Below are 26,076 nucleotides of genomic sequence, written 5' to 3'. Positions count from 1 at the left end.
GGTGGTTACGTCCCGACTTCGGCTGTCTGAGGTTTCGACTCGTCTCGTCGCTTCGCTCCTCATCGGCTCAACCACCCACTGCAGCTTGATGATTGAGCCGGGACCGAGCATCGCGAGGACCCGTGTCGACCCGTTTCGTCGGCTCAACCACCAACTGCAGCTGGATGATTGAGCCGGCACCACCCGGTCGCGGGCTACCGGAACGCTGAGGCCCCGGCGATGAGGTCGGTGCGAGCGTCGGCGAGGAGCGCATCCCGATCCTCGGGGAGGATGAAACCCGCGGTGATCGCGGCGTCTGCGGCGGTCGCGTAACTCGCCAGGTATTCCTGCTCGTCGGCGTACAGGTCGGCCAGGATCGACGGGGGCAAGGGGCTGGTCTTGCCGAACAGGACGCAGATCCGGGGGACATCGGCATCCACGACGCCGCTCAGTACCTGCGTCGGGACGTCGACGCACGGTGTGCGCACCCCGTCGAGGACGTTGCCGACCGCGTCGACCTCGAACTGCGGATGACCGTGCGCATCGGTCACCAGCAGCGGAGGGGCGACCGGGGGCTCGGCTGTGCCGACCACCCAGTCGCGCAGGTGACGCAGCGCCGCCCGCAGCACAAACCGCTGCTGACCGCGATTGACCGGGCTCGGGCACCCCAGCATCGACTCGTACTCGCCGATCTGATGCAGATCGGCGTGTGCGGTGCCGGCGATCTCCCACACCCGGAGACGATCCGAATCAGGCTGGCGTGCACGGACATACTGGAAGTTGGTGAGCACGTCGGTCTCGGTCTGCACCACGAACACCGGGACGGTGATGTCAAGGGAGATCGAGACCGGCTCCCCATGGTAGGCGTCGGTGATGTCGGCCGGACCACCCACCGGGCCGAGCGGCAGGGTGCCCATCGACCGGCTGTGGATGAGCACACCGTCGAAGACCTGGTGGTGGTCGACGAAATGATTGGTGTAGGTGGTCAACGCCATCGCCGACTGCGACTCGCCGACAGCGATCAGGTGGCGTACCGCCAATCCGGCGAGCGGATGCCCGGGGGCGTCGTTGTCGGCGAGCGCCGCCCCGATCTGCCCGAAGATGTCCCAGCAGAACGCATCACCCGGATGGTGCAGGGTGCCGTAGCGTTCCGGTTCCTTCGCGGCGAGACCCTGGGGGCCGCCGAGCGCCTCACCCAGACCGACCGACCCGGCACCGCCCTCGATCCCGGTGTACTGCGCCGACACGCCGACCCAGGCATAGCCGGAACGGATCAGTTCGTCTGCCAGATAAGAGTATTCGGGTGCGGCGTCGACTCCGGAGGACACATTGAACCACTCGACGACGACGAATCCGTTGAAGGCGGCGGCACGCTCGGGTCTGCGGACCAGGATGCGGGTGATGTACGGGGCGGCACCCGCCTCGACGACTCCGCCGTGGGCGTCGGCGAGGAAGTGCCGGGCGGTACCGCTTGCGGCATATTCGGTTTCGGAATAGTCCGAATCGCGAAGATCGGGTGTCTTGGCGGCCGCGAGGATGTTGTGTCCCTTCCCGCCGTGCAGGACGGAGAAGGTGACGACTGCTCTCATGTCCCGAGTGTAGGTCACGACGTCGGTTGTGCTTCGTCGCTGTGCTCGGTATTCCGGGTCTGCTTCTTGCGGTGCTCGGCAATCACCTTGCCGAACATGAAGTGCATCTTGGTGCCCAGCGGCCAGCCCACGTAGTAGCAGAGGAACAAGCTGATCTCCTCGAGCTGCTCGGGGGTGAGTTCACCGTTGCCCAGCGCCGACCCCGCCTGGATCTCGGCGACGTCGATCTGCCCGGCCTGGGCGAGCGCGCCGAGCAGGATCAGTCGCCGATCCCGGATGGACAGGCCCTCGCGACTCCACACCTCGCCGAACACCTGATCGGCGGTGTGTGCGAAGAAGTCGCCCGGACCGTCGGCCATCTCCCAGCCGTACACCCGGGACATCATGTCCAGGCCCTTGCGGCGCTGCGCGGTGGATTCGGTGTGCTCGTCACCCGATGCGTCCGTGCTCACTGGTCTTCTCCTTCGGTGTGGGGGACGCCGAGTGCGGCGGCGAGATCGCGACGGGCCAGTTCGGCGAGCGGCAGGTCGACGCCGAGGTGTGCACCGAGTTCGAGTGCGAGGGTCAGATCCTTCTCGCCGAGCGTGCGCACCGGTGTGAAGATGCCGAACCAGAAGTCGTCCTCGGCGATCGGGGCTGTGGTGTCGCGGAGCATGATCGACCCGGCCCCTCCGGTGATCGCGTCCGTGTGGCGCACCACCTTGCCCAGTTCGGTGATGTCGATCCCGGCAGCCTCGGCCAGCCGGGCGGCCTCGGCGGTGGCGGTGAACGAGACGAAGTGCAGCAGATTGCGGGCCAGCTTCATCCGGGTGCCCGCACCCACCTCGTCGCCGGCGTGCACCAGCATGTCCGAGGTGAGCGCGAACGGCTCCTTGATCCGCTCGTAGGCCACTCGCGGTCCGCCGACCATGACCGCCAGTCGGCCTTCGGCGGCCCCGCCGGCGCCACCGGAGATGGGCGCGTCGAGCAGGGTGACACCTTGGGCCGCACAGGTTTCGGCGAGATCGACGGCCGTCTGCGGCGAGATGGTGGAGTGCACGGTGATGATGGTGCCCGCCCGTGCCGCCGATAACAGTCCGCCGTCACCGGCGACGACGATGCGCACCTGCTCGTCGTTCAGCACGCAGATCCCGATGATGTCGGCGGAGGCCGCGAGCTCGGCGAGCGAGTCGGCCCGCGTCGCACCCTGGTCGACGACCTTGGCGATCGCGTCGTCGGACAGGTCGAAGACACTCAGGCCGCCGTGCCACTTGGCGAGGCTGCCGGCCATCGGACCGCCGATGTTGCCGAGGCCGACGTACCCGAGACGGAGGGTGGGAGCGCTCACGGCCGGTACACCTGCCCGCCGTCGACGTTGAAGATCTGGCCGGTGATCCAGCTAGCCTCGTCCGACAGCAGGAACTTGCACATGCCGACATGATCGTCAGCGGTGCCGAACCGCTTGAGCGGCAAGGCCTTGACCATCTCGGCGACCATCTCCTTGGGGGTGGTGGTACGGGTGGCCTCGGTGTCGGTGGGGCCGGGGGCGATGGCGTTGACCCGGATGTTGTTGCCGCCCAGCTCGTTCGCCAGCTGGAAGGTCAGGTTGTTGATACCGGCCTTGGCGAGTCCGTAGAAACCGCTGTAGACGTAGGCGGCGGTGGAGGACTGGTTGACGATCGCGCCGCCGTCGGTCATGTGCGGGTACACCGCGCGGGTCACGTTGAGTGCGCCGTCGAGGTTGACGCTCATGAACTTCTTGTAGTAGTCCCACGGCACGGTGATCAGGAAGTCGAGCTTCATGCCACCGTAGATCGCAGCATTGTTGACCAGGCCGTGGATGGTGCCGTACCTCTCGACGGTGGCGGCGGCGAGATTCTGTGCGGAGTCGGGATCGGCGACGTCGGCGTGCACGTACAGGCCACCGATGTCGGCGGCGACCTTCTCGCCGGCCTCGTCGTTGAGATCGGCGACGACGACGTGGGCGCCCTCTTCGGCGAGTCCGCGGGCGTAGCCCTCGCCGATGCCGCCGGCGGCGCCGGTGACGATGATGGTCCTGCCGTCGAAACGTCCTGTGCTCATGGGGTTCTCCTCTGGTGACTGGTGGATCGTGGGTGGAAGGTGACCGAGTGCCCCGTCAGGCGGGGCGGGCGACGGCCTTGATCTCGAGGTACTCCTCGAAGCCGGCGACGCCCATCTCGCGGCCGATGCCGGAGGCCTTGTAGCCGCCGAACGGGACGTCGGCGGAGTACCAGATGCCGCCGTTGACGGCCATGGTCCCGGTGCGAACACCGTTGACCACGTGGTCGATCCGGTCCTCGTCGGTACCCCAGACGGCACCGGACAGGCCGTAGGGGGAGTCGTTGGCGATCCGGATGGCGTCGTCGTCATCGTCGAACGGCAGGATCACCAGCACCGGACCGAAGATCTCCTCCTGGGCGACTCGGGCGGAGTTGTCGAGGCCGGAGATCAGGGTGGGCTCGACGAAGAAGCCCTTCTCCTTGTCGGCCGGACGACCGCCGCCGATCTCGATGGTGCCGCCTTCCTCGCGGGCGTGGGCGATGTAGGACTCGACGCGTTCACGCTGGCGGGCGGAGATCAGCGGCCCGCAGATGGTGCCCGGCTCGGTCGGGTCACCGGCGGCGAGACCGGCCAGGCTGTCGCGGGTGATCGCGGTGGCCTCGTCGAGCTTGCTGCGCGGTACGAGCAGGCGGGTGGTGATCGCACAGCCCTGGCCGGCATGGGTGACCACGGCAAAGGCGGCCATCGAGCAGGCGGCGGTGAGGTCGGCGTCGTCGAGGACGATGAACGCCGACTTGCCGCCCAGTTCGAGGAACACCTTCTTCAGCGACTCGGCGGCGCCGGCCATCACCTTCTTGCCGGTCGCGGTGGACCCGGTGAACGAGACGATGTCGACGCGCGGATCGGAACCGAGCCGGGCGCCGAGGGTGTGGTCGCTGGAGGTGACGATGTTGATCACGCCGGGCGGGAAGTCGGTCTCCTCGGCGATCACCTTGCCGACCAGTGCGGCACACCACGGGGTGTCGGGGGCGGGCTTGAGGACCACGGTGCATCCGGCGGCCAGCGCCGGGCCGATCTTGGCGAAGTTGATCTGGTGCGGGAAGTTCCACGGTGTGATGGCGCCGACGACGCCGACCGCCTCGGCGCGCAACTCGCGGCGATTCTTCAGGCCCATCGGTGAGGCCTCGCCGAGATCGGTTGTCCACGTATAGTTCTCGGCGAGATCGGCGAAGTAGCCGAGGTCGGTGATCGGCCCTTCGAGCTGCGGCCCGTGGGTGAGGAACACCGGGCAGCCCACCTCGGCGACGGTGAGTTCGCGCAACTCGTCGGCATGGCCGAGCAGGGCATCGCGCAGCTGACGCAGGCAACGTGCACGCAGGGCGTGGTCACGTGACCAGTCGGTGGTGTCGAAGGCGCGACGCGCCGCGGCGATGGCGGCGTCCATGTCGTCGGCGGTGGCGTCGGCGGCGTGGCCGATCGTTTCCTCGGTGGCGGGATCGATGATGGCGAAGGCGCCCCCGCTGCCGGGGACCAGCTTGCCGTCGATGAGTAGATCCGATGCGGATTCGGGTCGGAGAGACATGAACTGGAACTCCATCTGGACAGGTGTCTGGACTCGAGTTCGAACCTAGTGTAGCGTCGGTCACATGTCCAGCCCCGTATCGCAGGAATCGACCCGACGACGCCTCTCGGCACAGCAGGCGGAAACCGTCGCCCGCCTCACCGACGCCGCCGTCGACGTGCTCAACGACGAGGGCTTCGACGGCCTCACCGTGCGCGCGGTCGCCAAGCTCGCGGGGGTGGCACCGGCGACCGCCTACACCTACTTCTCGTCGAAGAGTCACCTTGTCGCCGAGGTCTTCTGGCGCCGGCTGGCCGACGGACTCGCCGAGCCCGACGCCGCCCTGCCGCCGGCCGAACGCGTCGCGCAGGTGTTGCGTGACGTGTCGATGGTGGTCGCCGGACAGGGGCAGCTCGGCGGTGCGGTCACCGTTGCACTGCTCGGCACCGACCCCGACGTCGAACATCTGCGCCTGCGAATCGGCGGGTTGATCCGCCGCCGCCTGGCCGATGCCCTCGAGGTGGATCCGGAGAATCCCGGCCCCGTCGTCGACGCCCTCGAGATGCTCTATGCCGGCGCGCTCGTGCATGCCGGAATGGGACACCTCAGCTACGAACAGACCTCCGAGCGACTCGTCGCCGCAGCCCACCTACTCATGGAGAAGCAGCCCTAGATCATGGAGCGAATCCGATGACCGACACCGTCACCCAGGCAGGCATGGAGCAGCGGATCCCGTTCGATCCGTACGCCTATGACTTCCACGAGGACCCCTATCCCACCTACGCCCGCCTCCGCGGCGAGGCGCCCGTCTACTACAACGGTGCCATGGACTTCTGGGCACTCGCCCGACATGCGGACGTACGCAGCGCTTTTCGCGACTCGGTGAACCTGTCCAACGCGTGGGGAGTCTCGTTGGACCCGTCCTCCTACAGTCCCGACGCGCACAAGTCCATGTCATTCCTGGCGATGGACGATCCCAAGCACATGCGCATCCGCAAGCTCGTCTCCAAGGGATTCACCCCGCGCCGCGTCAACGACCTGTCCGAACGGATCACCACGCTGACCCGGCAACACTGGGATGTGTGCCTGGAGAAGGGCGAGTTCGACTACATCGCCGACTTCGCCGGCCTGCTCCCGATGGATGTGGTATCCGAACTGCTCGGTGTCCCCGAGGCCGACCGCGCATTCCTGCGTCGGCAGTCGGATCTGTTGCTGCACCGCGAAGAAGGGGTGCTCGACGTCCCCGAGGCGGCGATCTACGCCTACCTCGAACTGCACAAGTACTACAGCGCCCTGATCGCCGACCGCCGCAAGAATCCCGGCGAAGACCTCGTCTCCGCGCTGATCGACGCCGAGATCGACGCCGAGATCGACGACGAGAACGGCGACAAGACCAGTCTCAGCGACGACGAGATCGTCGGCTTCATGGTGCTGATGGTGGTGGCGGGCAACGAGACCACCACCAAACTCCTGGCCAATGCGCTCTACTGGGGCTGGCACAATCCGGATGAGCTCGCCAAGGTGATCGCCGATCCCGCCATCGTGCCCGATTGGACCGAAGAGACTCTGCGCTACGACAATTCGACGCAGATGGTGCTGCGCCGGGTGGCCAATGACGTCACCTACGGCGACCACGTGATCGCCGCCGGTCAGCGTGTGCTGCTGCTGGTGGGATCGGCCAACCGCGATGCCGAGGTCTTCGCCGAGCCCGACGACTACCGGATCGGCCGCGACTGCGGGCAGGCCCTGATGAGCTTCGGGATGGGGACCCACTTCTGTCTCGGCGCCCACCTCGCCCGTCTCGAGGCCAACATCGGTCTGGCCGAGGTGGCGCGCACCGTCAGCGCCGTCGACATCGACATCGAGCGCGCCGTGCGTGTGCACTCGGTCAACGTGCGCGGCTTCGCCGAGCTGCCGGTGCGGATCACCCGCCGGAACGGAGGGCACTGACATGGGTTTCATCCCCCATCCCGACCGTCGTCCGGTACTGATCGCCGGGGCTTCCTCCGGTATCGGTGCGGCCACCGCCGAATGGCTTGCCGGACAGGGATATCCGGTAGCGCTGGCGGCACGTCGGGTGGAGCGGCTGCAGGCGCTCGCCGAGAAGATCGTCGCCGACGGCGGGGAGGCCGTCGCGGTTCCCCTGGACGTGACCGACGAGGCCTCGGTGATCGACTGTGTCGCCAAGGCGCAGGCCTCCCTCGGTGACCTGGAGATCGTCGTCGCCGGTGCCGGCGACCTCGCCGTCGGACTGTCCTACGAGACCAGCCCCGAGGCCTTCGCCGACCAGATCAACATCCACCTCAACGGCGCCTACCGGGTGTACCGGGCGGTGATCGGCGGCATGATCGACCGTGGCCGAGGCGATTTCGTCTTCATCGGCTCCGATGTGGCCATCCGGCCGCGGCCCTGGTCGTCGGCCTACGTCGCCGCCAAGTCGGGGATCGACGGACTGGTCGCGACCATCCAACTCGAACTCGAGGGCACCGGGGTGCGCGCCGGCGTGGTGCGACCCGGCCAGACCCTCACCGGCATGGGGATGGACCTCGACCCGGAGGTCACCGAGAACATGCTCAACGACTGGATCAGGCACGGACTGGCCCGCCACGGCAATTTCCTTGCCCCCGAACACATCGCGCAAGCGGTGGCCGCCATGGTCACCATGCCCCGCGGCGCACACATGCGTTCGGTGGAGGTCGAGGCAGAGGGTGCGGTCCCCAAGAACACGCTCGCTGCGAAAGGACACGACAGATGACCACATTGACCACTCCCCAACGCGTCTCCGGCGGCGAGGGAGAACACGGCCACCTCGACGAACTCGCCACCGACCCGATCGCCCTGTTCTGGCGCATCCGTTCCGAGTGTGGCGACGTCGGACAGTTCCAGCTCGCCGACCGTGAAGTGGTGCTGGTATCCGGGGCCACCGCCAACGAGGAGTTCTTCCGGGCCCCGGAAGAAGACCTCGACCAGGCCGCCGCCTATCCGTTCATGACCCCGGTGTTCGGTGAGGGCGTCGTCTTCGACACCAGCCCCGAGGAGCGCTCCAAGGCGATCCACAACGCGGCGCTCAAGGGCCCGCACATGAAGCAGCACGCGATCACCATCCCCGACGAGGTGGAACGCATCATCGCCGGCTGGGGTGACGAGGGTGAGATCGACCTGCTCGAGTTCTTCGCCGAGCTGACCCTCTACACCAGTTCCGCCTGCCTGATCGGCCGCCGCTTCCGTGAACAGCTCAACGGACACATCGCCCACCTGTTCCACGACCTGGAGAAGGGCACCGACCCGATCGCCTACGTCGACTACAACGCCGACATCGAGAGCTTCCGCAAACGCGACTCCGCGCGTGCCGAACTCGTCGACTTCATACAAGGTGTGATGAACGACCGGATCGCGAACCCCACCGAGAACAAAGACGATCGCGACCTGATGGACGTGCTCGTGCAGGTCGGATTCGACGCCGACACCATCACCGGGATGTTCATCTCGATGATGTTCGCCGGACACCACACCACCTCGGGCACCGCAGCCTGGACGTTGATCGAGTTGCTGCGCAACCCCGAGTACATGCAGGAGGTGTACGCCGAACTCGACGACATCTACGCAGATGGTGGTGACGGCAAGCCGGAGTACAGCTTTGCCGCGATGCGGCAGATCCCGAAGCTGGAGAACGCACTCAAGGAGGCGCTGCGGCTGCATCCGCCGCTGATCGTCTTGATGCGGGTGGTGCAGAACGACTTCCGCATCGAGGATTTCGAGATCACGGCCGGACAGTCGATCGCGGTGTCGCCGGCGATCTCCAACCGTCTGCCCGAGGACTTCCCGGACCCCGACGCCTTCGACCCGGACCGGTATGTCAAGCCGCGCCAGGAGGATCTGGTCAACCGGTGGACGTGGATTCCGTTCGGGGCCGGCCGACACCGTTGCGTCGGAGCGCAGTTCGCGATCATGCAGCTCAAGGCCATCTTCTCGGTCCTGTTCCAGAACTACGAGTTCGAAATGGCCCAGCCCGCCGACTCCTACCACAACGACCACTCCAAGATGGTCGTCCAGCTCGCGCAGCCGTGCCGGGTCCGGTACCGCCGGCGGGCGGAGGCGAACGGAGCGGGCTGATGCGGATCGAGATCGATCTGGATCTGTGCCAGGGCCACGGCATGTGCGAGATGGAGGCCCCGGAGGTCTTCGTCGCCCACCGCGATCACGCCGAGATCCTCGACGCCCACCCGGACGAGAGCCTCCGCGAGCAGGTCCTCGCCGCAGTCCACTACTGCCCGACCCAGGCCCTGCGCATCGTCGACGACGATGCAGAGAGCGCCTGACCCAGCCACCACCTGACGGCCGGGTCCACCCCGACCCGCAACCGACGTTCACCGACGAAAGAGGTTGAGATACATGTCATTCGACCGTGCCGAACTGGAAGAGATGAAGGAGCGTTGGCTGCAGGCCAACATCGAGGCAGAGAAGGCCGGTGACTGGAAGCCGCTCGCCTCGTTCTACACCGAGGACGCCACCTACGGCTGGAACTACGGCCCCGACAAGGACTTCATGGCCGTCGGCCGCGACGAGATCCGGGAGATCGCACTGGGTCAGGAGATGGAGGGCCTCGAGGGCTGGACCTATCCCTACCAGGAGTGGGTGATCGACGACCGCACCGGGTCGATGATCGGACTGTGGAAGCAGGTGTACGAGCGGACCCGCGAGGACGGCAGCCACTACGCCCTCGAGGGCATCCAGGGCAGCTGGTTCCGGTACGGCGGGAACTTCCAGTTCTCCTGGCAGCGTGACTTCTTCGACTACGGCAACGTGTCGGCACTGTTCATCGAACTGCTCAAGAACAACGCGATGAGCGACGGCATGCTCAAGCGGATCGAGAAGGCCACCGGCGACCAGCCGGGCTGGTATCCGTTCGGCAAGGCACCCGTCCCGTTCTGGTGATGCACGCACACGTAGTCCGAACACGAACGCAGACAACGAGAATGACGCACACAGTCCAGTCGTACTCCGACCTCACCGGCGGCCAGTTGGCCGGCCTCGTTCCCGAACTGCTGTTGTCGGGTCAGTTGATCGACCGCAGCGGCATGGCCCACCTGATCAGCGCCTTCGGCCGCGAGACCATGACCCGGGTGGCCATCGAGGAGTGGATGGCCGCCAGCCCGGTCTACACCCACCGCATGCGTACCGCTCTCGGGATCGACGGCGACGGTGTCGAGGACATGTTCAAATGCCTCCAACTCGACATCGGCGCACCACCGCAGTTCATGGACTTCCGGTACGAGATCACCGACCGCTATCACGGTGCGTTCGTGCTGAACCACTGTGGCGCATTGATGGATGTGGAACCGCTCGGCGACGAGTACGTCACCGCGATGTGCCACGACATCGAGGATCCCACGTTCGACGCCACCGCCATCGCCACCAACCGGCGCGCCCGGATCCGGCCCGTCCACCGACCCCCGCGTCGCCCGGCCGACCGGTACCCACACTGTGCGTGGACGGTGACTGTCGAACCCGATCGTGACGAACTGCCGTTGCCCGCCGACGCGGAGACGATGTTCACCTCACGCGCCGCGTCGACGGAGCTCTCCGAGATCGACATCTCGGCGGTGGACGGATGGGTGGACTATCGCGGACCGTTGGTGGGGGACCTGCAGTTCCGCGAGTGGTCGGCGAGTGCCCTGGTGCGCATCGCCGAAGAGGTTGCGCTGCAACATCAGTTGCTGGCGTTGGGGTTCCTGCTGTCGGTGCGGCGGTATGCGCAGTCGGCGGAGCAGGCACTCGAGATCTACCGCAAACAGTTCACCGGCATCGCGGGGTTGTCGGCGGACCGTTTGCGGCGTGCCCTGCGGTTGGGCACCGGTGCCGACGACCTGGCCCAGGTGATCCGCCTGGTGCCGGTCCTCGGGCCCCAGCAGTACAGCGGTGTCACGGCCACCGTGGAGGGGGACGGCCGCGACCACGGTGAGGTGGTGGTGCACATCCCGGCGTCGTCGGATGCCTTCGCCGACGGCGGCTGGGTCACGGTGCTGACCGCCGACCACACCGAACCGCTGGCGGCGATCGGTGTCGCGGTGCATCCGCGGTGGACGATCGGTGCCGCCGAGCAGACCGACGACGGCCTGCGGGTGCGGTTCGTGCTCGGCCACGACGACCAGAAGGAGTGTGGTGAGGTGGCCATCGCACGGTTCTCCTCGGGTGCCGACTTCTCCTTCACCGACCGCGGCCGGTCGATCCCGATCACCCCGGTCGCCGGCGGCGTCTGATGACCGACGCCGGATTGGCCGGGCGGGTGGCGATGATCGCGGGCGCCACGCGGGGAATCGGACTGGCTGTCGCCTATGCCTTGGCAGGGAGCGGGGTGTCGGTGGTGGTCAACGGTCGGGACGAGGCCGCGGTGACCGCCACCGTCGACGAGATCGTCGGCGGCGGTGGCTATGCCGTCGGCGTGTGCGGTGCGGCGGGGCAGGCGGGGGTGGCCGAGACGATGGCCGACGTCGCGCTGTCGGAGTTCGGGGCCCTCGACATCGCGATCAACTGCGCCGGGATCGCCGAGCCGGCCGGATCGACGGTGCTCACCATCACCGAGGACGAGTTCCGCGAGCAGGTCGACGCACACCTGATGAGTGCCTTCCACATCACGCAGGTGGCGGGAAGAGTCTTCGCCGAACAGAATTCGGGGGCGATCGTGCTCACCGGATCGGCCGCATCCCTGGGGACGTTCGGCGGCAGCGGGTACCCGGCGGCGAAAGGGGGCGTCAACGCGCTCGCGTTGGCCGCCGCCGGGGACCTGACCGGCCTCGGGGCGCGCATCAACGTCGTGATGCCGGGGGCCAGGTCGCGGTTGTCGTTGGGCGATGACTACGTGCGGCACATCCACAGCCTGCACGAGCGGGGCATTCTCGACGACCACACCCGCGACGCCGCCCTCGACCCGGCACCGCCGGAGTACGTCGCTGCGCTCTACGAGTTCCTGGCGGGCGACCTGTCGTCGGGGATCACCGGCCAGATCTTCACCGCCTCAGGTGGTTTCATCGGTCGTTACCATCCGCAGCAGCCGACGTTCATCGCCTACCGCGACCACAAGGACACCGCGCCGTACAGCATGGCCGAACTGGCCGAGATGCTCGGCTGAGGGTCTGGCTCGTCAGAAGAGGACTGCTACGCGGTGTAGGTGTGGGTTCGTGGCTCCCGCACCCACAGCGTGCCGTCACCGGCAGTGGGGCCCTGGGCCTTGAGCGTCCGCTTGACGATCTTGTTGGTCGCCGTGGTCGGCAGGGTCTTGGCGACCCGCACATACCGCGGCCACGCCTTGGGAGAGAGGTCCGGTTGTGCCTCCAGCTCGGCGACGAACTCGTCCGGGGAGAGCTTGACGTCGTCGTCGAGGATGATGGCGGCCATCACCGCATCACCGACCTGGTCGTCCGGAACCCCGTACACCGCAACCTGATTGACCCCGGGAATGCGCTGCAGGACGCGCTCGATCGGTCCGGCGGTGATGTTCTCGCCGTCCACTCGCATCCAGTCGCCGGTACGGCCAGCGAGGTAGATCCAGCCGTCGGCATCGCAGTAGGCGAGATCGCCCGACCAGTACTTGCCGCCGCGCAGACGCTCGTCGGTGGTGGCCGCATCGTTGTAGTAGCCGGTGAACAGGCCTGCGCCATCGGTGTTCACGAGCTCACCGATCGCCTCGTCGGCGTTGGTGAGGGCACCGTTGTCGTCGAAGACGGCGGTGGCACACTCGGTCTCGGTGTCCGGGTCGTAGACGGCGACACCGGGGAAGCCCTTGCCGATCGACCCGGGCGGGGTGTGGGGTTCGCGGGTGACGATGATCGCGAGCTCCGACGACCCGTATCCGTCCCAGACGTTGCAGTCGAAACGTCTTGCGAACTCGGTGATGTCGTGATCGGTGGCCTCGTTGCCGAACGCCGCGCGCAGCGGGTTGTCGGCATCGTCGGGCTTCTCCGGGGTGGACAGGATGTAGGCGAGCGGCTTGCCGACGTAGTTCATGTAGGTCGCGCCATGGCGGCGGATGTCGTCGAGGAAGGTCGACGCCGAGAACCGCGCGGGGACCATCGACGCGCCGGCGGTGGCCGCGGCACAGTATCCGCCGAGCAGCGCCGCCGAATGGAACAGCGGCATCGACAGATAGCAGACGTCGCCGGAGGTCAGGTCGAATTTCTGCACCAGCGGGGGGCCGGCGAACGGGATCAGCATGTGCGCCAACCGAACCGGCTTGGGATTGCCGCTCGTCCCCGAGGTGAAGATCAACATGAACGGATCGAGCGGTGCGGGCACCGAATACGGTGTCAGCTCACCGGCATTCGCAACCCGCTCGGCCCACTCCGGGCTCGACGTGTCGATCACGGTGACCCCGGACAGATCCAGACCGCTCAGCAGATCGCGGTGCTCGGCGTCGGTGAGCAGGACCTGGCAGTCGGCGCGCCGGATGTCACCGAGCAGCGCCTCGCCGCGGCGGGTGTTGTTGATCCCGGCGGTGACGTAGCCGCCGAACGCGCCCGCCGCGATGGCGATCAGCATGGTGGGGGTGTTCCCCAGCAGCGTGCCGATGTGCATCGGACGGGCGGGGTCGGTGTCGGTGAGGACGGTGGCCGCCGTGCGGCGGGCCTCGTCGATGTACTCGCGCCAGGTCCATCGGCGGTCCTGATAGGTGATCGCCAGGTTGTCGTCGTCGCTGCGTTCGGCGAGGAGTTGGGTCACGGTGTCGGCCATGCCCCAAATCTAGAACGTGTTCCACCTACCGGTGGACAGATTCGGGAAAATGTCTACTAGCGGTTCAGATTGACGATCCCGGGTGACAACGTGACCGTGTTTCCGCCGTCGCCGAGCACGGTCACGGTGAGGCTCAGGGTGCCCGCACCGGTCGGCAGTGCCGGGCTGATCGTCGGCTTGCCCGCGGTGCAGGCCGGGAAGGTCGCATCGTCGGCCTTGTGGGTGGACGTGTTCTTCCAGCTCACCGCGACCTTCGCGGTACGCAGGCTGGTGGCACACGCATTCTGTGGCATCGGCTCGAGCCAGACGACGGTGGTGTCGGTACCGGTGGCCGCGGCGGCCAGCGGTGCCACGAATCCACCGGTCGGCAGGATGCCCACGCGCGTGATGCCGACGGTCGGCGTCTGGTTGGTCGCATCGAGCTGGCGGACGGCGGGCTCGCTGGGCGCCGTGGCGCCCGGGACGGTGGCATCGGGAGCGGGCGCATTCGGAGCGCCGGCGTCCGGTGTGCTGCTCTGCGGCGTCGAGGTCTGCGGCGTCGAGGTCTGCGGCGTGGTGGTTTGCGGTGTGCTGTCGGGTGCGGCGGTGGCAACTCCGGCGGCGATCGGTGCGGCGGCGAGTGTGATCGCACCGGCTGTCGCGATCGCAATTCTCTTGAACATCATCAGTAACATCAGCCCCTTCCGTCACACCACGGTACCAGTGGGCCCATCCCGAGGCCACTTCGCCGGAATGGGTGCGTGGGTGTACCGGGTGATAGGACTGTGGCATGACCGAGGCCCCATCTGTTCCTGCTGCCGTCGATCCCGCTGCCGTCGATCCCGCTGCCGTCGATCCCGCGCCGGTCCCCGAGACGCCGATGTCGGTGCTCCACATCGGACACATGGCGGTGGAGGGGAACGTGATCCGCGCCGACCAGCAGCTCTGCGCCCGATTCGCCGATCACCGGGGGCGCATCGACCTGCCCGCCCTCGGGGTCCTCTTCGATCACGTCGGTGGGATCCCGTTCTTCCGCCTCGGGGCCGACGCCGGCGCGCTGAGCATGCAGGCCCGCCTCACCATGTCCGGCCTCGGGCACATCGACGTCGACGAGAAGATCAGCTGCAGCGCCGAGGTGGTGATGCACGACGACGGGACCGGCATCACCACCGTCGACATCCGTACCTCCGACGGCACGCTGGGCTGCACCGGTCTCGCCCGCAACATGCGCGTGGCGCGGCCCGCCGCCGGTGACGAGGACGAGACCCCGATCGCCACCGAGACCCCGGCGTGTGACGGGCACGGTATCGAGGTCCCGGGACCGGTTCCCGCGCACCTCGACGGTCGGGACGTGATCGCCGAGATCGCCGGCGGCCGGCGGCCCATCGGTCCGCTCGCCGAACTGCTCGGCGGACGGGTCGAGTTCGATGGCGACAGCGGCATGCTGCGCTTCATCGCGGCCACCGAGGTCTGGATGGCGAATGTCTTCGGCACCATGCACGGTGGTGTGATCGCGACCATCATCGGCCAGGCGTTCTCGCTGGCCGGGCAGGCGCATGCCGCCGCAGGCAAGGACTACCGCGTCGGCGACCTCTCGTTCGGTTTCTACCGTTCGCCGGCGGTCGGTGGCGTGGACGTCGTCGTCGACGTCGAGCCCGTCAAGATCGGCCGACGCATCGCCGCTTTCCGCGCGACGATGGTCGACACCGATGGCACGCTCCTCGCCGACGGCAGTGCGGACATCCACTACTCCTAGTCCTCACGGGTCTGCCCTGCCGGGGACCGCACCACCACCACCACCACCACTGCTGCGTCACGTCCCGTGGCGCGGGTCTCGGCAAGAAACAATCATGCACGCTTGATTTTTGTGGGCGGGTGTGTGACGCTCGTCGCATGTCGAATGTGCACGAGATCGTGGCCGACCTCACCGCGGAGTCCCGGGAACTCGACGAGCTCGTCGCCGGTCTCGACGACGACGGCTGGGCCACCCCGACACCGGCGCCCGGCTGGACCATCGCCCATCAGATCGCGCATCTGAGCTGGACCGACACCCAGTCCGGGCTCGCCGCCACCGACCCGGCGGCGTTCGCCGTCGTCGTCGCCGAAGCGCTGGAGAATCCCACCGGCTTCGTCGACGAGGCCGCCGAGCAGGGGGCAGGGCTGCCGGTGGCCGAACTGCTCGCGCAGTGGCGGACCGCACGGGAAACCCTGGCGGCGGCGCTGCTCGCCGTTCCGGACGGCACCAAGATCCCGTGGTTCGGCCCGCCGATGTCGGCCACGTCGATGGCCACCGCCCGCCTGATGGAGACCTGGGCCCACGGCCTCGACGTCGCCGACGCGCTCGGCGTCACCCTCGACCCCACCGACCGGATCAAAGCCGTGGCCCACATCGGCGTGCGTACCCGCGACTTCGCCTACGCGGTGAACGGCAAACAGCCACCCGCACAACCGTTCCGGATCGAACTCGTCGCTCCCTCGGGCGCCCGGTGGATCTGGGGACCCGACGACGCCACCGACATCGTGCGCGGCCCCGCGCTCGACTTCTGCCTGCTGGTCACCCAGCGGCGCGCCCCCGCCGACCTCGCACTGCACTTCATCGGCGACGACGCTCGCGAATGGTCCACCATCGCACAGTGTTTCGCCGGTCCGCCAGGGTCCGGACGGAAACCGGGACCCACGCGACCGGCGGATGCGACCACGACGGCGGAGGGCTGAGCACATGAACGTGCAGCAGAGCGTACGGATCGGTAACGCGTCCGGCTTCTACGGCGATCGGTTCGCGGCGATGCGCGAGATGCTCGACGGTGGCGAGCTCGACTTCCTCACCGGCGACTACCTGGCCGAACTGACCATGCTGATCCTGGGCAAGGACCGGCTCAAGGACCCGAAGACCGGTTACGCCAAGACATTCCTGCGGCAGATGGAGGATTGTCTGGGCCTCGCCGTCGACAAGGGGATCAAGATCGTCGCCAACGCCGGCGGACTCAATCCACACGGGCTCGCCGTCGCGCTGCGTGACCTCGCCGACAAGACCGGCGTCGACGCCGACATCGCCTTCGTCGACGGTGACGACCTCCTCGGTCGCGCCGCCGACCTGGGTCTCGGGAAACCGTTGACCGCCAACGCCTATCTCGGTGCCTTCGGGATCAAGTCGGCGCTCGACGCCGGGGCCGACGTCGTCGTCACCGGCAGGATCACCGACGCCTCGCTCACCGTCGGGCCCGCAGCCAGCGTCTTCGACTGGGACTACGACGATCTCGACGCACTCGCCGGAGCGGTGGTCGCCGGTCACGTCATCGAATGCGGGGCGCAGGCGACCGGCGGCAACTACGCCTTCTTCACCGAACTGCCGCTGCGTGACTCGCGCGCCGCCGGACACATCGGATTCCCGATCGCCGAGATCGCCGCCGACGGCTCGTCGGTGATCACCAAACACGAGGGCACCGGAGGGGCCGTGACCGTCGGGACCGTCACCGCGCAACTGCTCTACGAGGTGGGCGGCCCCCGCTACCTCGGTCCGGACGTGACCACCCGCCTCGACTCGATCACGCTCACCCAGGAAGGGGCCGACCGTGTCTCGATCAGTGGGGTCCGCGGCGAGGCCCCGCCGGAGACCACCAAGGTGTCGCTGAACCACCTCGGCGGCGTGCGCAACGAGATCACCATGATCCTCACCGGTCTCGACATCGAGGCCAAGGCGGAGCTGTTCCGCGCCCAGTTCCTCGCCGCACTGCCCGCGCTACCGCAGCGGATCAGCTGGGAGTTGTCCCGCCTCGATCGCGCCGACGCCCAGACCGAGGAACAGGCCAGTGCCCTGCTGCGATGCGTCGCCCGGGACCCCGACGCCACCAAGGTGGGGCGCGGATTCTCGTCCACCGCCGTCGAACTCGCCCTGGCCAGCTATCCGGGCTTCGCCATGACCGCACCCCCCGGGAGCGGTTCGCCCTTCGGGATCTTCGAGCCCGGATATGTCGATGCCGCCCTCGTCGAACACCGCGTCGCCTTCCCCGACGGCGTCGTCGAGCGGATCGACCCGAGCCCGCTGCGTACCCGGGTGGAGCCGGATGTGCCCGACCCGCAGTCCGTCCCGGCCGCCACCGATTTCGGTCCCACCGAACGGCAACCGCTGGGCCGAATCGCCGGCGCTCGCAGCGGTGACAAGGGTGGCAGCGCGAACATCGGTGTGTGGGTGCGGGTTCCGGAACACTACACCTGGCTCGAGGAGACGCTCGACGCCGAGTTGCTCGCCGACCTGCTGCCCGAGGTCCGGGGCCTGACGATCCACCGTCACCGCTTGCCCAACCTGCTCGCCGTGAACTTCGTGATCGAGGGCGTCCTCGGCCGCGGGGTCGCCGACAACGTCCGCTTCGATCCGCAGGCCAAGGGGATGGGGGAGTGGCTGCGCTCCCGGCCCGTCCCGATTCCCCGGTCCTTCCTGTGACCGTCGGACGCTGCACCGCAACCACTCCCGACTCGTCCGACCCGGCACCCCACGCCCATGATTGCGAGGACCCACCGATATGCCGATCACCGACTCCGTGTGGGACGGACCCGAACGTCGCGCCCTGCGTGAGACCGTTCGCGGATTCGTCACCCGCCACGTCCTGCCGCATCAGGACCACTGGGAACGCGACGGACTGATCCCCCGCGACGTCCACCGCGCGGCGGCCGACCTGGGCCTGTTCGGACTGGGCATCGACGAGGCGATCGGCGGCAGCGGCGGCGACATGATCGACGCGACCGTCCTCGCCGAGGAACTGCACTACTCCGGTGCCGCCGGCGGGGTGTTCGCCTCGCTGTTCACCCACGGAATCGCGCTACCGCATCTGATCACCGCCGGCGACCCCGACCAGATCGACCGCTGGGTGCGACCCACCCTCGCGGGCGAGATGATCGGCAGCCTCGCGATCACCGAACCGGGCGGCGGCAGCGACGTCGGGCACCTGACGACCCGCGCCGTCCGCGACGGCGACCACTACATCGTCAACGGCGCCAAGACCTACATCACCTCCGCCGTGCGCGCCGACTTCGTCGTCACCGCCGTGCGCACCGGCGGCGGCGGGGCGGCGGGGGTATCGCTCCTCGTGATCGAGAAGGGCACACCGGGATTCACCGTCACCCGCAAACTCGACAAGATGGGCTGGCGCTGCTCGGACACCGCCGAATTGTCCTTCGTCGACGTCCGCGTGCCGGTCACCAACCTGGTGGGGGCCGAGAACTCCGGATTCGCCCAGATCGCCACCGCCTTCGTGTCCGAACGCTCGTCGCTGGCCGTGCAGGCCTATGCCAGTGCCCAGCGGTGCCTGGACCTGTCCCTGGCGTGGGCACGCGACCGCGAGACCTTCGGCAAACCGATCATCGCCCGACAGTCCGTGCAGGACACCCTCACCGAGATGGCCCGCCGGATCGACGTCGCCCGCACCTACACCCGGGCCGTCGTCGAACGCAAGGTGACCTCGGACGACGACATGATCGCCGAGGTGTGCTTCGCCAAGAACACCGCCGTCGAGGCCGGGGAATGGGTGGCGTCCAAGGCCGTTCAGCTGCACGGCGGACTGGGGTACATGACCGGCACCGAGGTCGAACGTCAGTACCGCGACATGCGGATCATCGGCATCGGCGGTGGCACCACCGAGATCCTCACCGGACTGGCCGCAAAACGATTGGGGTACCAACGATGACCGCACTGCGTTCCACCCTCGACCCCACCGGAGAGGATCACACCCGCAACCGCGAGCAGATGCTCGACAAACTCGACGAGCTGCAGATCGAACTCGACAAGGCGCTCGCGGGCGGGGGCGAGAAGAGCGTCGCCCGACACCGCAAGCGCGACAAGATGCTCCCGCGTGAGCGCATCGAGATGCTGATCGACGAGGACTCGGCCTTCCTCGAACTGTGTCCGCTCGCGGCATTCGGTTCCGACTTCACCGTCGGGGCATCGGTGATCACCGGGATCGGCGTGGTGGAAGGGGTCGAATGCCTCATCGTCGCCAGCGATCCCACCGTCAAGGGCGGCACGTCCAATCCGTGGACGTTGCGCAAGAACCTGCGCGCCAACGACATCGCTTTGGCCAACCGGCTTCCGGTGATCTCCCTGGTGGAATCCGGCGGCGCGGACCTGCCGACGCAGAAGGAGGTGTTCGTCCCCGGCGGACGACTCTTCCGTGACCTCACCCGGCTGTCGGCGGCCGGAATCCCCACCATCGCACTGGTCTTCGGCAACTCCACTGCCGGCGGTGCCTACATCCCCGGCATGAGCGATCACGTCGTCATGATCGAGAACCGGTCCAAGGTGTTCCTCGGCGGACCGCCGCTGGTCAAGATGGCCACCGGTGAGGACAGCGACGACGAATCGCTCGGCGGCGCACAGCTACACGCTCGTCAGTCAGGTCTGGCCGACCACTACGCCGCCGACGAGCAGGACGCGATCCGGATCGGCCGACGGATCGTCGCCCGCCTCAACTGGCGCAAGCGGGGACCGGCCCCTGCCGCCGAGGTCCTCGAACCCCGCTACGACACCGAGGAACTGCTCGGTATCGTCCCCGGTGATCTCAAGATCCCCTTCGATCCGCGCGAGGTGATCGCGCGTATCGTCGACGACAGCGACTTCGACGAGTTCAAGACCGAATACGGAAACTCCCTGTGTACCGGGTGGGCCCGCATCCACGGCTACCCGATCGGCATCCTCGCCAACGCGCAGGGCGTGCTGTTCAGCCAGGAGTCGCAGAAGGCGGCCCAGTTCATCCAGCTAGCCAACCGCAGCGACACCCCACTCCTGTTCCTGCACAACACCACCGGTTACATGGTGGGTCAGGAGTACGAGAAGGGCGGCATGATCAAGCACGGCTCGATGATGATCAACGCCGTGTCCAACTCCACCGTGCCACACCTGTCGGTGCTGCTGGGCGCCAGCTACGGGGCCGGGCACTACGGCATGTGCGGACGCGCCTTCGACCCGCGCTTCCTGTTCTCGTGGCCCAGCGCGAAATCCGCGGTGATGGGGGCGGCCCAGCTCGCCGGCGTCATCTCGATCGTGTCCCGGGCGGCCACCGAGGCCCGCGGCGGCACCGTCGACGAGGCCGCCGACGCCGCGATGCGCCAGATGATCGAGGCTCAGATCGAGGCCGAGTCCGTGCCGGCCTTCTTGTCCGGGATGCTCTACGACGACGGCGTGATCGACCCGCGCGACACCCGTACGATCCTCGGACTGTGCCTGTCGGCGATCCACAGCGGGCCGGTGGAGGGGACGTCGAACTTCGGCGTCTTCCGGATGTGAGGGGACGACGTTGAACGACACGACAATCACCGCAGCAGCAATCACGTCCGGGAGCGCACCGGAGACCGTCACGGGAGACGCCTCGATCATGGCCGGTCCGATCACCTCGGTGCTCGTGGCCAACCGCGGCGAGATCGCCCGGCGGGTGTTCACCTCCGCCGCCGCGATGGGGCTCGACACCGTCGCGGTGTTCTCCGATCCCGACGCCGACTCGCCGCATGTGGCGGCGGCCGACACCGCGATCCGGTTGCCCGGCACCACTTCCGCCGAGACCTATCTGCGCGGTGAGCAGATCATCGCCGCCGCGCGGGCCGCCGGAGCAGACGCGGTCCATCCCGGCTACGGATTCCTCTCGGAGAATGCCGATTTCGCCGCCGCCGTGCTCGACGCCGGACTGGCGTGGGTGGGACCGCCGCCGTCGGCGATCGCCGCGATGGGCTCCAAGGTCAACGCCAAGAAGCTGATGGCCGACGCCGGGGTACCCGTGCTCGGCGACATCGATCCCGATGCGGTCACGGCCGACGACCTGCCGCTGCTGATCAAGGCCTCGGCCGGTGGCGGTGGCAGGGGTATGCGGATCGTCCGCTCCCTCGACGACCTCGCCGAGCAGGTGGCCGCGGCCCGACGCGAGGCCGAGTCGGCCTTCGGTGACCCCACCGTGTTCTGCGAACCGTATGTCGAACGCGGACACCACATCGAGGTCCAGGTCCTCGCCGACACCCACGGCACGATCTGGGCCGTCGGCGAGCGCGAATGCTCCATCCAGCGTCGCCACCAGAAGGTCGTCGAGGAGGCCCCCGCTCCGCTGGTCGAGCGGATCGGTGCGGACATGCGGGAGCGGCTCTACGCCGCGGCGCGCACCGCGGTCGGCGCGATCGGCTACACCGGTGCCGGCACCGTCGAATTCCTCGCCGACGACCGCGGCCGGTTCTACTTCCTGGAGACCAACACCCGCCTGCAGGTGGAGCATCCGGTCACCGAACTGACCACCGGCACCGACCTGGTGGAGTGGCAGCTGCGCATCGCGATGGGGGAGCGACTCGACCCCGAGCCGCCCGCGGCCCGCGGTGCATCCATCGAGGTGCGCCTGTATGCCGAGGACCCGGCCGCCGGATGGCAGCCGCAGTCGGGCACGGTCCACACGTTCTCGCTGGACGCCGCAACGTCTTTCGGGCCGCTCGACCGTCCGGGTGTCCGCCTGGACTCCTCGATCGGCGACGGCTCGGAGATCTCCACCTACTACGATCCGATGCTCGCCAAGGTGATCTCGTGGGCACCCAACCGCTCGCGCGCTGCGGCCATGCTGGCGCGAACGCTCGCCGATGCGCACATCCACGGACCGGTCACCAACCGCGACCTCCTCGTGAACATCCTGCGTGAGAAGATGTTCCGCGCCGGTCACACCGACACCGGCTATCTCGACGAGACGGGTGTGGGTGTGCTGTCGGCGCCGCTGGCCGACGACGCGGCGCGGACCCGGGCCGCGATCGCCGCGGCGCTGGCCACCGGAGCCGCCAACCGGGACGGTGCCCGCGTCCAGGCGAGCCTCGAATCGGGCTGGCGCAACATGGCGTCGGGGTACCAGACCAAGACCTATCTGCTGCCCGACGACACCCAGACGGTGGTGCGCTACCGCCACACCCGCGATGGCGTGGAACTGCCGGATGCGCCGGGACTCGCGGTGATCGCCGTCGGCGCCGCCGCCGTCACCCTCGCCGACGCCGACGGGGTGCAGCAGACCCTGACAGTGGCCCGGTACGGCGAGGCCGACGTGTACGTCGACGGACCGGGGTTCGGGGTGCATCTGCGTCGTACGCCACGTTTCGTCGACCCGGCGAGCGTGCAACGCCCGGGATCGCTGCTGGCCCCGATGCCGGGTGCGGTGATCCGGGTGGCTGTCGCCGAGGGTGACACGGTTGCTGCCGGACAGCCGATCATCTGGCTGGAGGCGATGAAGATGGAACACACCATCAGCGCCCCCGCGGATGGCGTGGTGACCACGCTCGCCGTCGAACCCGGCCGTCAACTCGCCGTCGGCGATGTGCTGGCCGTGATCACCGACGGGTCGGCCGGAGCAGGGATGGCCGGAGCAGATGGGGCCCGAACAGATGGGGAAGCCGCGGGAGCTGCCGCGGCCGAGCAGGAGGGGAACGCATGACCGACAATCCGTTCGTCGAGACGACCGAACGATCCGAACTGCGTGCGGCGATCGCCGGTCTGGCCGCCAAGTACGGGCAGGACTACTTCCGTGAGTGCGCCCGGGAGGGACGCAAGACAGACGAACTGTGGCGGGAGGCAGGGCAACTCGGCTTCATCGGCGTCAACCTGCCCGAACAGTACGGTGGCGGCGGTGCCGGCATGTACGAACTGGCGATCGTGATGGAGGAGATCGCCGCCGCCGGGACCGGACTGCTGATGCTGGTGGTCTCACCGGCCATCTGCGGCAACATCATCGCCCGGTTCGGTACCGAGGGTCAGAAGCAGCAGTGGTTGCCGGGTCTGGCCGACGGCACGCTCACCATGGCGTTCGGTATCACCGAACCCGACGCGGGCTCCAACTCCCACCAGATCACCACCACCGCCCGGCGTGACGGGTCCGACTGGATCCTCAACGGGCAGAAGGTGTTCATCTCCGGCGTCGACCAGGCCGACGCCGTGCTGATCGTCGGGCGTACCGAGGACGCCAAGACCGGCAAGCTCAAGCCCGCGTTGTTCATCCTGCCGACCGATGCGCCGGGCTTCACGTTCACGATGATCGAGATGGAGCTGCAGAACCCGGAGAAGCAGTTCCAGCTGTTCCTCGACGACGTTCGGCTGCCCGCCGAGGCACTCGTGGGTTCCGAGGACGCGGCGCTGAGCCAGCTGTTCGCGGGGCTCAATCCCGAACGCATCATGGCCGCGGCGTCGGCGGTCGGCATGGGCCGCTTCGCCCTGGGTAAGGCCGTCGCCTACGTCTCCGACCGCACCGTGTGGAAGGCGCCGATCGCCACCCATCAGGCGATCGCGCATCCGTTGGCGCAGGGCAAGATCGAGCTGGAGATGGCCAAGCTGATGATGCAGAAGGCTGCGACCCTCTACGACGCGGGCGACGACTGGGGTGCCGCGGAACCGGCCAACATGGCCAAGTACGCCGCCGCCGAGGCATGTGTGAAGATCGTCGACCAGGCGGTCCACTCGCTCGGCGGAAATGGATTGACCAGCGAGTACGGGCTGGCCCCGATGCTGAGCCTGGCCCGCATCGCACGCATCGCGCCGGTCAGCCGCGAGATGATCCTGAACTTCGTCGCACAGACGAGCCTCGGACTCCCCAAGTCGTACTGAACACCCCGTCATTTTCCAGAATCCGGCAGAGGAGACACACGATGACCGAGACGTCACCGGAGGTGGTGCACGCCACCACCGACAACGGCATCACCACCATCACGCTGGATTCCCCGCGCAACCGAAATGCATTGAGCGAGAATTTGGTCGGGCAGTTGCTGTCGGCGTTGCGTGCGGCCGGGGCGAACGGGGACGTGCGTGCGGTGGTGCTCACCCATGCGGGCTCGACCTTCTGTGCCGGCGCCGACCTCGGAGAGGCGCTGCGCCGTGGTGCGAGTGTCGAGGAGGCGTCGGCGGCCGGCACCGAGGCGATGCTGCAGGTGATGCGGACCATCCTGGAACTGCCGAAGCCGGTGGTGGCACGGATCGACGGGCACGTGCGGGCAGGTGGGTTCGGAGTGATCGGTGCCGCCGATATCGTCGTCGCCGGACCGTCGTCGACCTTCGCGCTCACCGAGGCGCGGCTTGGCCTGGCCCCGGCGATGATCTCGGTGGTGCTGCTTCCCAAGATGACCGCGCGCTCGTCGGGCCGCTACTACCTGACCGGGGAGACCTTCGACCCGGCGACGGCCGAGCAGATCGGACTCCTCAGCCGGGCATGTGGGACCGTCGATGACCTCGACACCGAGGTGGCCGCCATCCTCGCGGGTATCCGCAGGGCGTCACCGCAGGGGCTGGCCGCGTCCAAGCGGTTGACCACGGCGTCGATCCTGCGCGACTTCGACCGCGACGCCCACCTGCGTGCCGAGGAGTCGTCGGCGCTGTTCGGCAGTGACGAGGCACGCGAGGGGATGGCCGCCTTCCTCGGGAAACGACTGCCGGCGTGGGACCTCTCCGGACAGACCGACCCGGCATGAGCACTACAGTGACACCATGACCACCGCAGGACGCACGAATCGACGTGAACCGCAACAGGAACGATCACGGCTGACCCGCGAACGCCTGCTGTCGTCGACGATCGAGGCCCTGGCACAGGACGGTTGGTCGGCCGCCACGGTCGCCGCGGTGGCCGAGCGGGCCGGCGTCTCCCGCGGTGCGGCACAACACCATTTCCCGACACGTGAGGCCCTGATCACGGCGACGCTCGAGCAGATCTTCGACGACCTCGCCGACTCGGCCACCCGGGCGCACACGGTGCCCGACGACGCCGATCGTGTGTCCGCGGCCGTCGAGCACGCCGTCGCGATGTACACGGGCACCGAATTCAAGGCGGCCCTGCAGATCTGGGCAGCCGCAGCGTCGGATTCGGCACTGCGGGCGTTGATCTTGCCGATGGAAGCGAGGTTTGCGCGGGCCGCGCACCGCACCACGATGGCCGTACTCGGTGCCGGACCCGACGACGACGCCGCCCGCCGGGCAGTGCAGGCCACCCTCGACCTCGCGCGCGGACTCGGCCTGGCCGACACCCTTTCCGACGACTCGGCCCGGCGCTCACAGGTGGTCGCGACCTGGTCGGAGATGATGCGCGCCATACTGGGCTGACCGAGACTGCCCGTTCAATCATCAAGGGGGTCTGGCTCAATCATCAACTCGTGGTGGGTGGTTGAGCCAGGACCGAGCGGAGCGAGGACCTGTGTCGAAACCTCGGACAGTCGTGCTCGGGACGTGACCGCTGTGGAGGTGGTTGCGGTCGTGGGGGTGTT

At 67.9% G+C, this 26,076-nt stretch carries 24 protein-coding genes; 17 read left to right on the top strand and 7 right to left on the bottom strand.

Annotation, left to right across the window (positions count from 1 at the left end; genetic code table 11):
- Positions 1-194: 194 nt before the first annotated feature.
- From ACWDUA_RS13395 to ACWDUA_RS13375, 5 genes are all read right to left on the bottom strand, one after another.
- Positions 195-1,568 carry an alpha/beta hydrolase domain-containing protein gene (locus ACWDUA_RS13395; protein ID WP_449751496.1) on the bottom strand — a complete coding sequence of 458 codons (1,374 nt, stop codon included), beginning with the start codon at positions 1,566-1,568 and terminating at the stop codon, positions 195-197.
- A 14-nt stretch (positions 1,569-1,582) separates the two neighbouring features.
- Positions 1,583-1,954 (bottom strand): carboxymuconolactone decarboxylase family protein, encoded by a 372-nt coding sequence (locus tag ACWDUA_RS13390; RefSeq protein ID WP_449751583.1) that lies wholly within the window; start codon positions 1,952-1,954, stop codon positions 1,583-1,585.
- Positions 1,955-2,016: 62 nt separating this feature from the next.
- On the bottom strand, positions 2,017-2,895 hold the full coding sequence (locus ACWDUA_RS13385) for an NAD(P)-dependent oxidoreductase (RefSeq protein WP_449751495.1): 879 nt from the start codon (positions 2,893-2,895) through the stop codon (positions 2,017-2,019).
- The gene (locus ACWDUA_RS13380; protein ID WP_449751494.1) at positions 2,892-3,629 is read right to left on the bottom strand and encodes an SDR family oxidoreductase; all 738 of its coding nucleotides are present in this window, start codon (positions 3,627-3,629) and stop codon (positions 2,892-2,894) included. Before ACWDUA_RS13380 ends, ACWDUA_RS13385 begins: the two co-directional genes overlap by 4 nt.
- Positions 3,630-3,684: 55 nt before the next feature.
- Positions 3,685-5,151, bottom strand: coding sequence for an aldehyde dehydrogenase (locus tag ACWDUA_RS13375; RefSeq protein WP_449751493.1), 1,467 nt, complete (start codon positions 5,149-5,151; stop codon positions 3,685-3,687).
- A gap of 64 nt (positions 5,152-5,215) precedes the next feature.
- Here ACWDUA_RS13375 and ACWDUA_RS13370 point away from each other — a divergent pair, with 64 nt between their 5' ends.
- From ACWDUA_RS13370 to ACWDUA_RS13335, 8 genes are all read left to right on the top strand, one after another.
- Positions 5,216-5,803, top strand: coding sequence for a TetR/AcrR family transcriptional regulator (locus ACWDUA_RS13370; protein ID WP_449751492.1), 588 nt, complete (start codon positions 5,216-5,218; stop codon positions 5,801-5,803).
- A 17-nt stretch (positions 5,804-5,820) separates the two neighbouring features.
- Positions 5,821-7,080 (top strand): cytochrome P450, encoded by a 1,260-nt coding sequence (locus tag ACWDUA_RS13365; protein WP_449751491.1) that lies wholly within the window; start codon positions 5,821-5,823, stop codon positions 7,078-7,080.
- A gap of 1 nt (position 7,081) precedes the next feature.
- Entirely contained in the window at positions 7,082-7,885 is an 804-nt protein-coding gene (locus ACWDUA_RS13360; protein ID WP_449751490.1) for an SDR family oxidoreductase, read from the top strand.
- Positions 7,882-9,243, top strand: a complete 1,362-nt coding sequence (locus ACWDUA_RS13355) for a cytochrome P450 (RefSeq protein ID WP_449751489.1) — start codon at positions 7,882-7,884, stop codon at positions 9,241-9,243. The genes ACWDUA_RS13360 and ACWDUA_RS13355 overlap by 4 nt, the downstream gene beginning before the upstream one ends.
- A complete protein-coding gene (locus tag ACWDUA_RS13350; protein WP_449751488.1) occupies positions 9,243-9,449 on the top strand; it encodes a ferredoxin in 207 nt (68 codons plus the stop codon). Before ACWDUA_RS13355 ends, ACWDUA_RS13350 begins: the two co-directional genes overlap by 1 nt.
- A 73-nt stretch (positions 9,450-9,522) precedes the next feature.
- A complete protein-coding gene (locus tag ACWDUA_RS13345) occupies positions 9,523-10,065 on the top strand; it encodes a nuclear transport factor 2 family protein (protein ID WP_449751487.1) in 543 nt (180 codons plus the stop codon).
- A 41-nt stretch (positions 10,066-10,106) separates the two neighbouring features.
- Positions 10,107-11,390: a hypothetical protein gene (locus ACWDUA_RS13340; protein WP_449751486.1), complete on the top strand. Its 1,284-nt coding sequence runs from the start codon at positions 10,107-10,109 to the stop codon at positions 11,388-11,390.
- Entirely contained in the window at positions 11,390-12,259 is an 870-nt protein-coding gene (locus ACWDUA_RS13335) for an SDR family NAD(P)-dependent oxidoreductase (RefSeq protein ID WP_449751485.1), read from the top strand. Before ACWDUA_RS13340 ends, ACWDUA_RS13335 begins: the two co-directional genes overlap by 1 nt.
- A 26-nt stretch (positions 12,260-12,285) precedes the next feature.
- Here the strand turns inward: ACWDUA_RS13335 and fadD1 are convergent, their stop codons facing one another.
- Together fadD1 and ACWDUA_RS13325 are read right to left on the bottom strand one after the other, a co-directional pair.
- Positions 12,286-13,857, bottom strand: coding sequence for a fatty-acid--CoA ligase FadD1 (gene fadD1 / locus ACWDUA_RS13330; protein ID WP_449751484.1), 1,572 nt, complete (start codon positions 13,855-13,857; stop codon positions 12,286-12,288).
- A gap of 56 nt (positions 13,858-13,913) precedes the next feature.
- Positions 13,914-14,519, bottom strand: a complete 606-nt coding sequence (locus ACWDUA_RS13325) for a hypothetical protein (protein WP_449751483.1) — start codon at positions 14,517-14,519, stop codon at positions 13,914-13,916.
- Positions 14,520-14,716: 197 nt separating this feature from the next.
- On the opposite strand from ACWDUA_RS13325, the gene ACWDUA_RS13320 reads away from it, so the two are divergent.
- The 9 genes from ACWDUA_RS13320 (at position 14,717) to ACWDUA_RS13280 (ending at position 25,915) form a co-directional block, all read left to right on the top strand.
- Positions 14,717-15,592, top strand: a complete 876-nt coding sequence (locus ACWDUA_RS13320) for a PaaI family thioesterase (protein WP_449751582.1) — start codon at positions 14,717-14,719, stop codon at positions 15,590-15,592.
- Positions 15,593-15,729: 137 nt separating this feature from the next.
- The gene (locus ACWDUA_RS13315) at positions 15,730-16,551 is read left to right on the top strand and encodes a TIGR03084 family metal-binding protein (RefSeq protein ID WP_449751482.1); all 822 of its coding nucleotides are present in this window, start codon (positions 15,730-15,732) and stop codon (positions 16,549-16,551) included.
- A gap of 4 nt (positions 16,552-16,555) precedes the next feature.
- Positions 16,556-18,277, top strand: coding sequence for an acyclic terpene utilization AtuA family protein (locus tag ACWDUA_RS13310; RefSeq protein WP_449751481.1), 1,722 nt, complete (start codon positions 16,556-16,558; stop codon positions 18,275-18,277).
- Between the two features lie 79 nt (positions 18,278-18,356).
- Positions 18,357-19,517 carry an acyl-CoA dehydrogenase family protein gene (locus ACWDUA_RS13305; RefSeq protein ID WP_449751480.1) on the top strand — a complete coding sequence of 387 codons (1,161 nt, stop codon included), beginning with the start codon at positions 18,357-18,359 and terminating at the stop codon, positions 19,515-19,517.
- Positions 19,514-21,112, top strand: coding sequence for an acyl-CoA carboxylase subunit beta (locus ACWDUA_RS13300; RefSeq protein WP_449751479.1), 1,599 nt, complete (start codon positions 19,514-19,516; stop codon positions 21,110-21,112). The genes ACWDUA_RS13305 and ACWDUA_RS13300 overlap by 4 nt, the downstream gene beginning before the upstream one ends.
- 88 nt (positions 21,113-21,200) lie before the next feature.
- Complete coding sequence (locus ACWDUA_RS13295) at positions 21,201-23,270, top strand: acetyl/propionyl/methylcrotonyl-CoA carboxylase subunit alpha (protein WP_449751581.1); 2,070 nt, start codon at positions 21,201-21,203, stop codon at positions 23,268-23,270.
- Positions 23,267-24,433 (top strand): acyl-CoA dehydrogenase family protein, encoded by a 1,167-nt coding sequence (locus tag ACWDUA_RS13290; RefSeq protein WP_449751478.1) that lies wholly within the window; start codon positions 23,267-23,269, stop codon positions 24,431-24,433. Before ACWDUA_RS13295 ends, ACWDUA_RS13290 begins: the two co-directional genes overlap by 4 nt.
- Before the next feature lie 41 nt (positions 24,434-24,474).
- On the top strand, positions 24,475-25,290 hold the full coding sequence (locus ACWDUA_RS13285; RefSeq protein WP_449751477.1) for an enoyl-CoA hydratase family protein: 816 nt from the start codon (positions 24,475-24,477) through the stop codon (positions 25,288-25,290).
- A 16-nt stretch (positions 25,291-25,306) separates the two neighbouring features.
- Complete coding sequence (locus ACWDUA_RS13280) at positions 25,307-25,915, top strand: TetR/AcrR family transcriptional regulator (RefSeq protein ID WP_449751476.1); 609 nt, start codon at positions 25,307-25,309, stop codon at positions 25,913-25,915.
- Positions 25,916-26,076 lie beyond the last annotated feature (161 nt).

It is taken from the genome of Gordonia sp. NPDC003376, from assembly GCF_053589235.1.
This window is presented reverse-complemented; position numbering and strand designations above follow the sequence as displayed.

Excerpts from the sequence above, each read along its gene's own strand:
- ACWDUA_RS13395 (WP_449751496.1), bottom strand. The coding sequence starts at position 1,568 with ATGAGAGCAGTCGTCACCTTCTCCGTCCTGCACGGCGGGAAGGGACAC.
- ACWDUA_RS13390 (WP_449751583.1), bottom strand. The coding sequence starts at position 1,954 with ATGATGTCCCGGGTGTACGGCTGGGAGATGGCCGACGGTCCGGGCGAC.
- ACWDUA_RS13380 (WP_449751494.1), bottom strand. The coding sequence starts at position 3,629 with ATGAGCACAGGACGTTTCGACGGCAGGACCATCATCGTCACCGGCGCC.
- ACWDUA_RS13375 (WP_449751493.1), bottom strand. The coding sequence starts at position 5,151 with ATGTCTCTCCGACCCGAATCCGCATCGGATCTACTCATCGACGGCAAG.
- ACWDUA_RS13370 (WP_449751492.1), top strand. The coding sequence starts at position 5,216 with ATGTCCAGCCCCGTATCGCAGGAATCGACCCGACGACGCCTCTCGGCA.
- ACWDUA_RS13365 (WP_449751491.1), top strand. The coding sequence starts at position 5,821 with ATGACCGACACCGTCACCCAGGCAGGCATGGAGCAGCGGATCCCGTTC.
- ACWDUA_RS13360 (WP_449751490.1), top strand. The coding sequence starts at position 7,082 with ATGGGTTTCATCCCCCATCCCGACCGTCGTCCGGTACTGATCGCCGGG.
- ACWDUA_RS13355 (WP_449751489.1), top strand. The coding sequence starts at position 7,882 with ATGACCACATTGACCACTCCCCAACGCGTCTCCGGCGGCGAGGGAGAA.
- ACWDUA_RS13350 (WP_449751488.1), top strand. The coding sequence starts at position 9,243 with ATGCGGATCGAGATCGATCTGGATCTGTGCCAGGGCCACGGCATGTGC.
- ACWDUA_RS13345 (WP_449751487.1), top strand. The coding sequence starts at position 9,523 with ATGTCATTCGACCGTGCCGAACTGGAAGAGATGAAGGAGCGTTGGCTG.
- ACWDUA_RS13340 (WP_449751486.1), top strand. The coding sequence starts at position 10,107 with ATGACGCACACAGTCCAGTCGTACTCCGACCTCACCGGCGGCCAGTTG.
- ACWDUA_RS13335 (WP_449751485.1), top strand. The coding sequence starts at position 11,390 with ATGACCGACGCCGGATTGGCCGGGCGGGTGGCGATGATCGCGGGCGCC.
- fadD1 (WP_449751484.1), bottom strand. The coding sequence starts at position 13,857 with ATGGCCGACACCGTGACCCAACTCCTCGCCGAACGCAGCGACGACGAC.
- ACWDUA_RS13325 (WP_449751483.1), bottom strand. The coding sequence starts at position 14,519 with ATGTTCAAGAGAATTGCGATCGCGACAGCCGGTGCGATCACACTCGCC.
- ACWDUA_RS13320 (WP_449751582.1), top strand. The coding sequence starts at position 14,717 with ATGTCGGTGCTCCACATCGGACACATGGCGGTGGAGGGGAACGTGATC.
- ACWDUA_RS13315 (WP_449751482.1), top strand. The coding sequence starts at position 15,730 with ATGTCGAATGTGCACGAGATCGTGGCCGACCTCACCGCGGAGTCCCGG.
- ACWDUA_RS13310 (WP_449751481.1), top strand. The coding sequence starts at position 16,556 with ATGAACGTGCAGCAGAGCGTACGGATCGGTAACGCGTCCGGCTTCTAC.
- ACWDUA_RS13305 (WP_449751480.1), top strand. The coding sequence starts at position 18,357 with ATGCCGATCACCGACTCCGTGTGGGACGGACCCGAACGTCGCGCCCTG.
- ACWDUA_RS13300 (WP_449751479.1), top strand. The coding sequence starts at position 19,514 with ATGACCGCACTGCGTTCCACCCTCGACCCCACCGGAGAGGATCACACC.
- ACWDUA_RS13295 (WP_449751581.1), top strand. The coding sequence starts at position 21,201 with ATGGCCGGTCCGATCACCTCGGTGCTCGTGGCCAACCGCGGCGAGATC.
- ACWDUA_RS13290 (WP_449751478.1), top strand. The coding sequence starts at position 23,267 with ATGACCGACAATCCGTTCGTCGAGACGACCGAACGATCCGAACTGCGT.
- ACWDUA_RS13285 (WP_449751477.1), top strand. The coding sequence starts at position 24,475 with ATGACCGAGACGTCACCGGAGGTGGTGCACGCCACCACCGACAACGGC.
- ACWDUA_RS13280 (WP_449751476.1), top strand. The coding sequence starts at position 25,307 with ATGACCACCGCAGGACGCACGAATCGACGTGAACCGCAACAGGAACGA.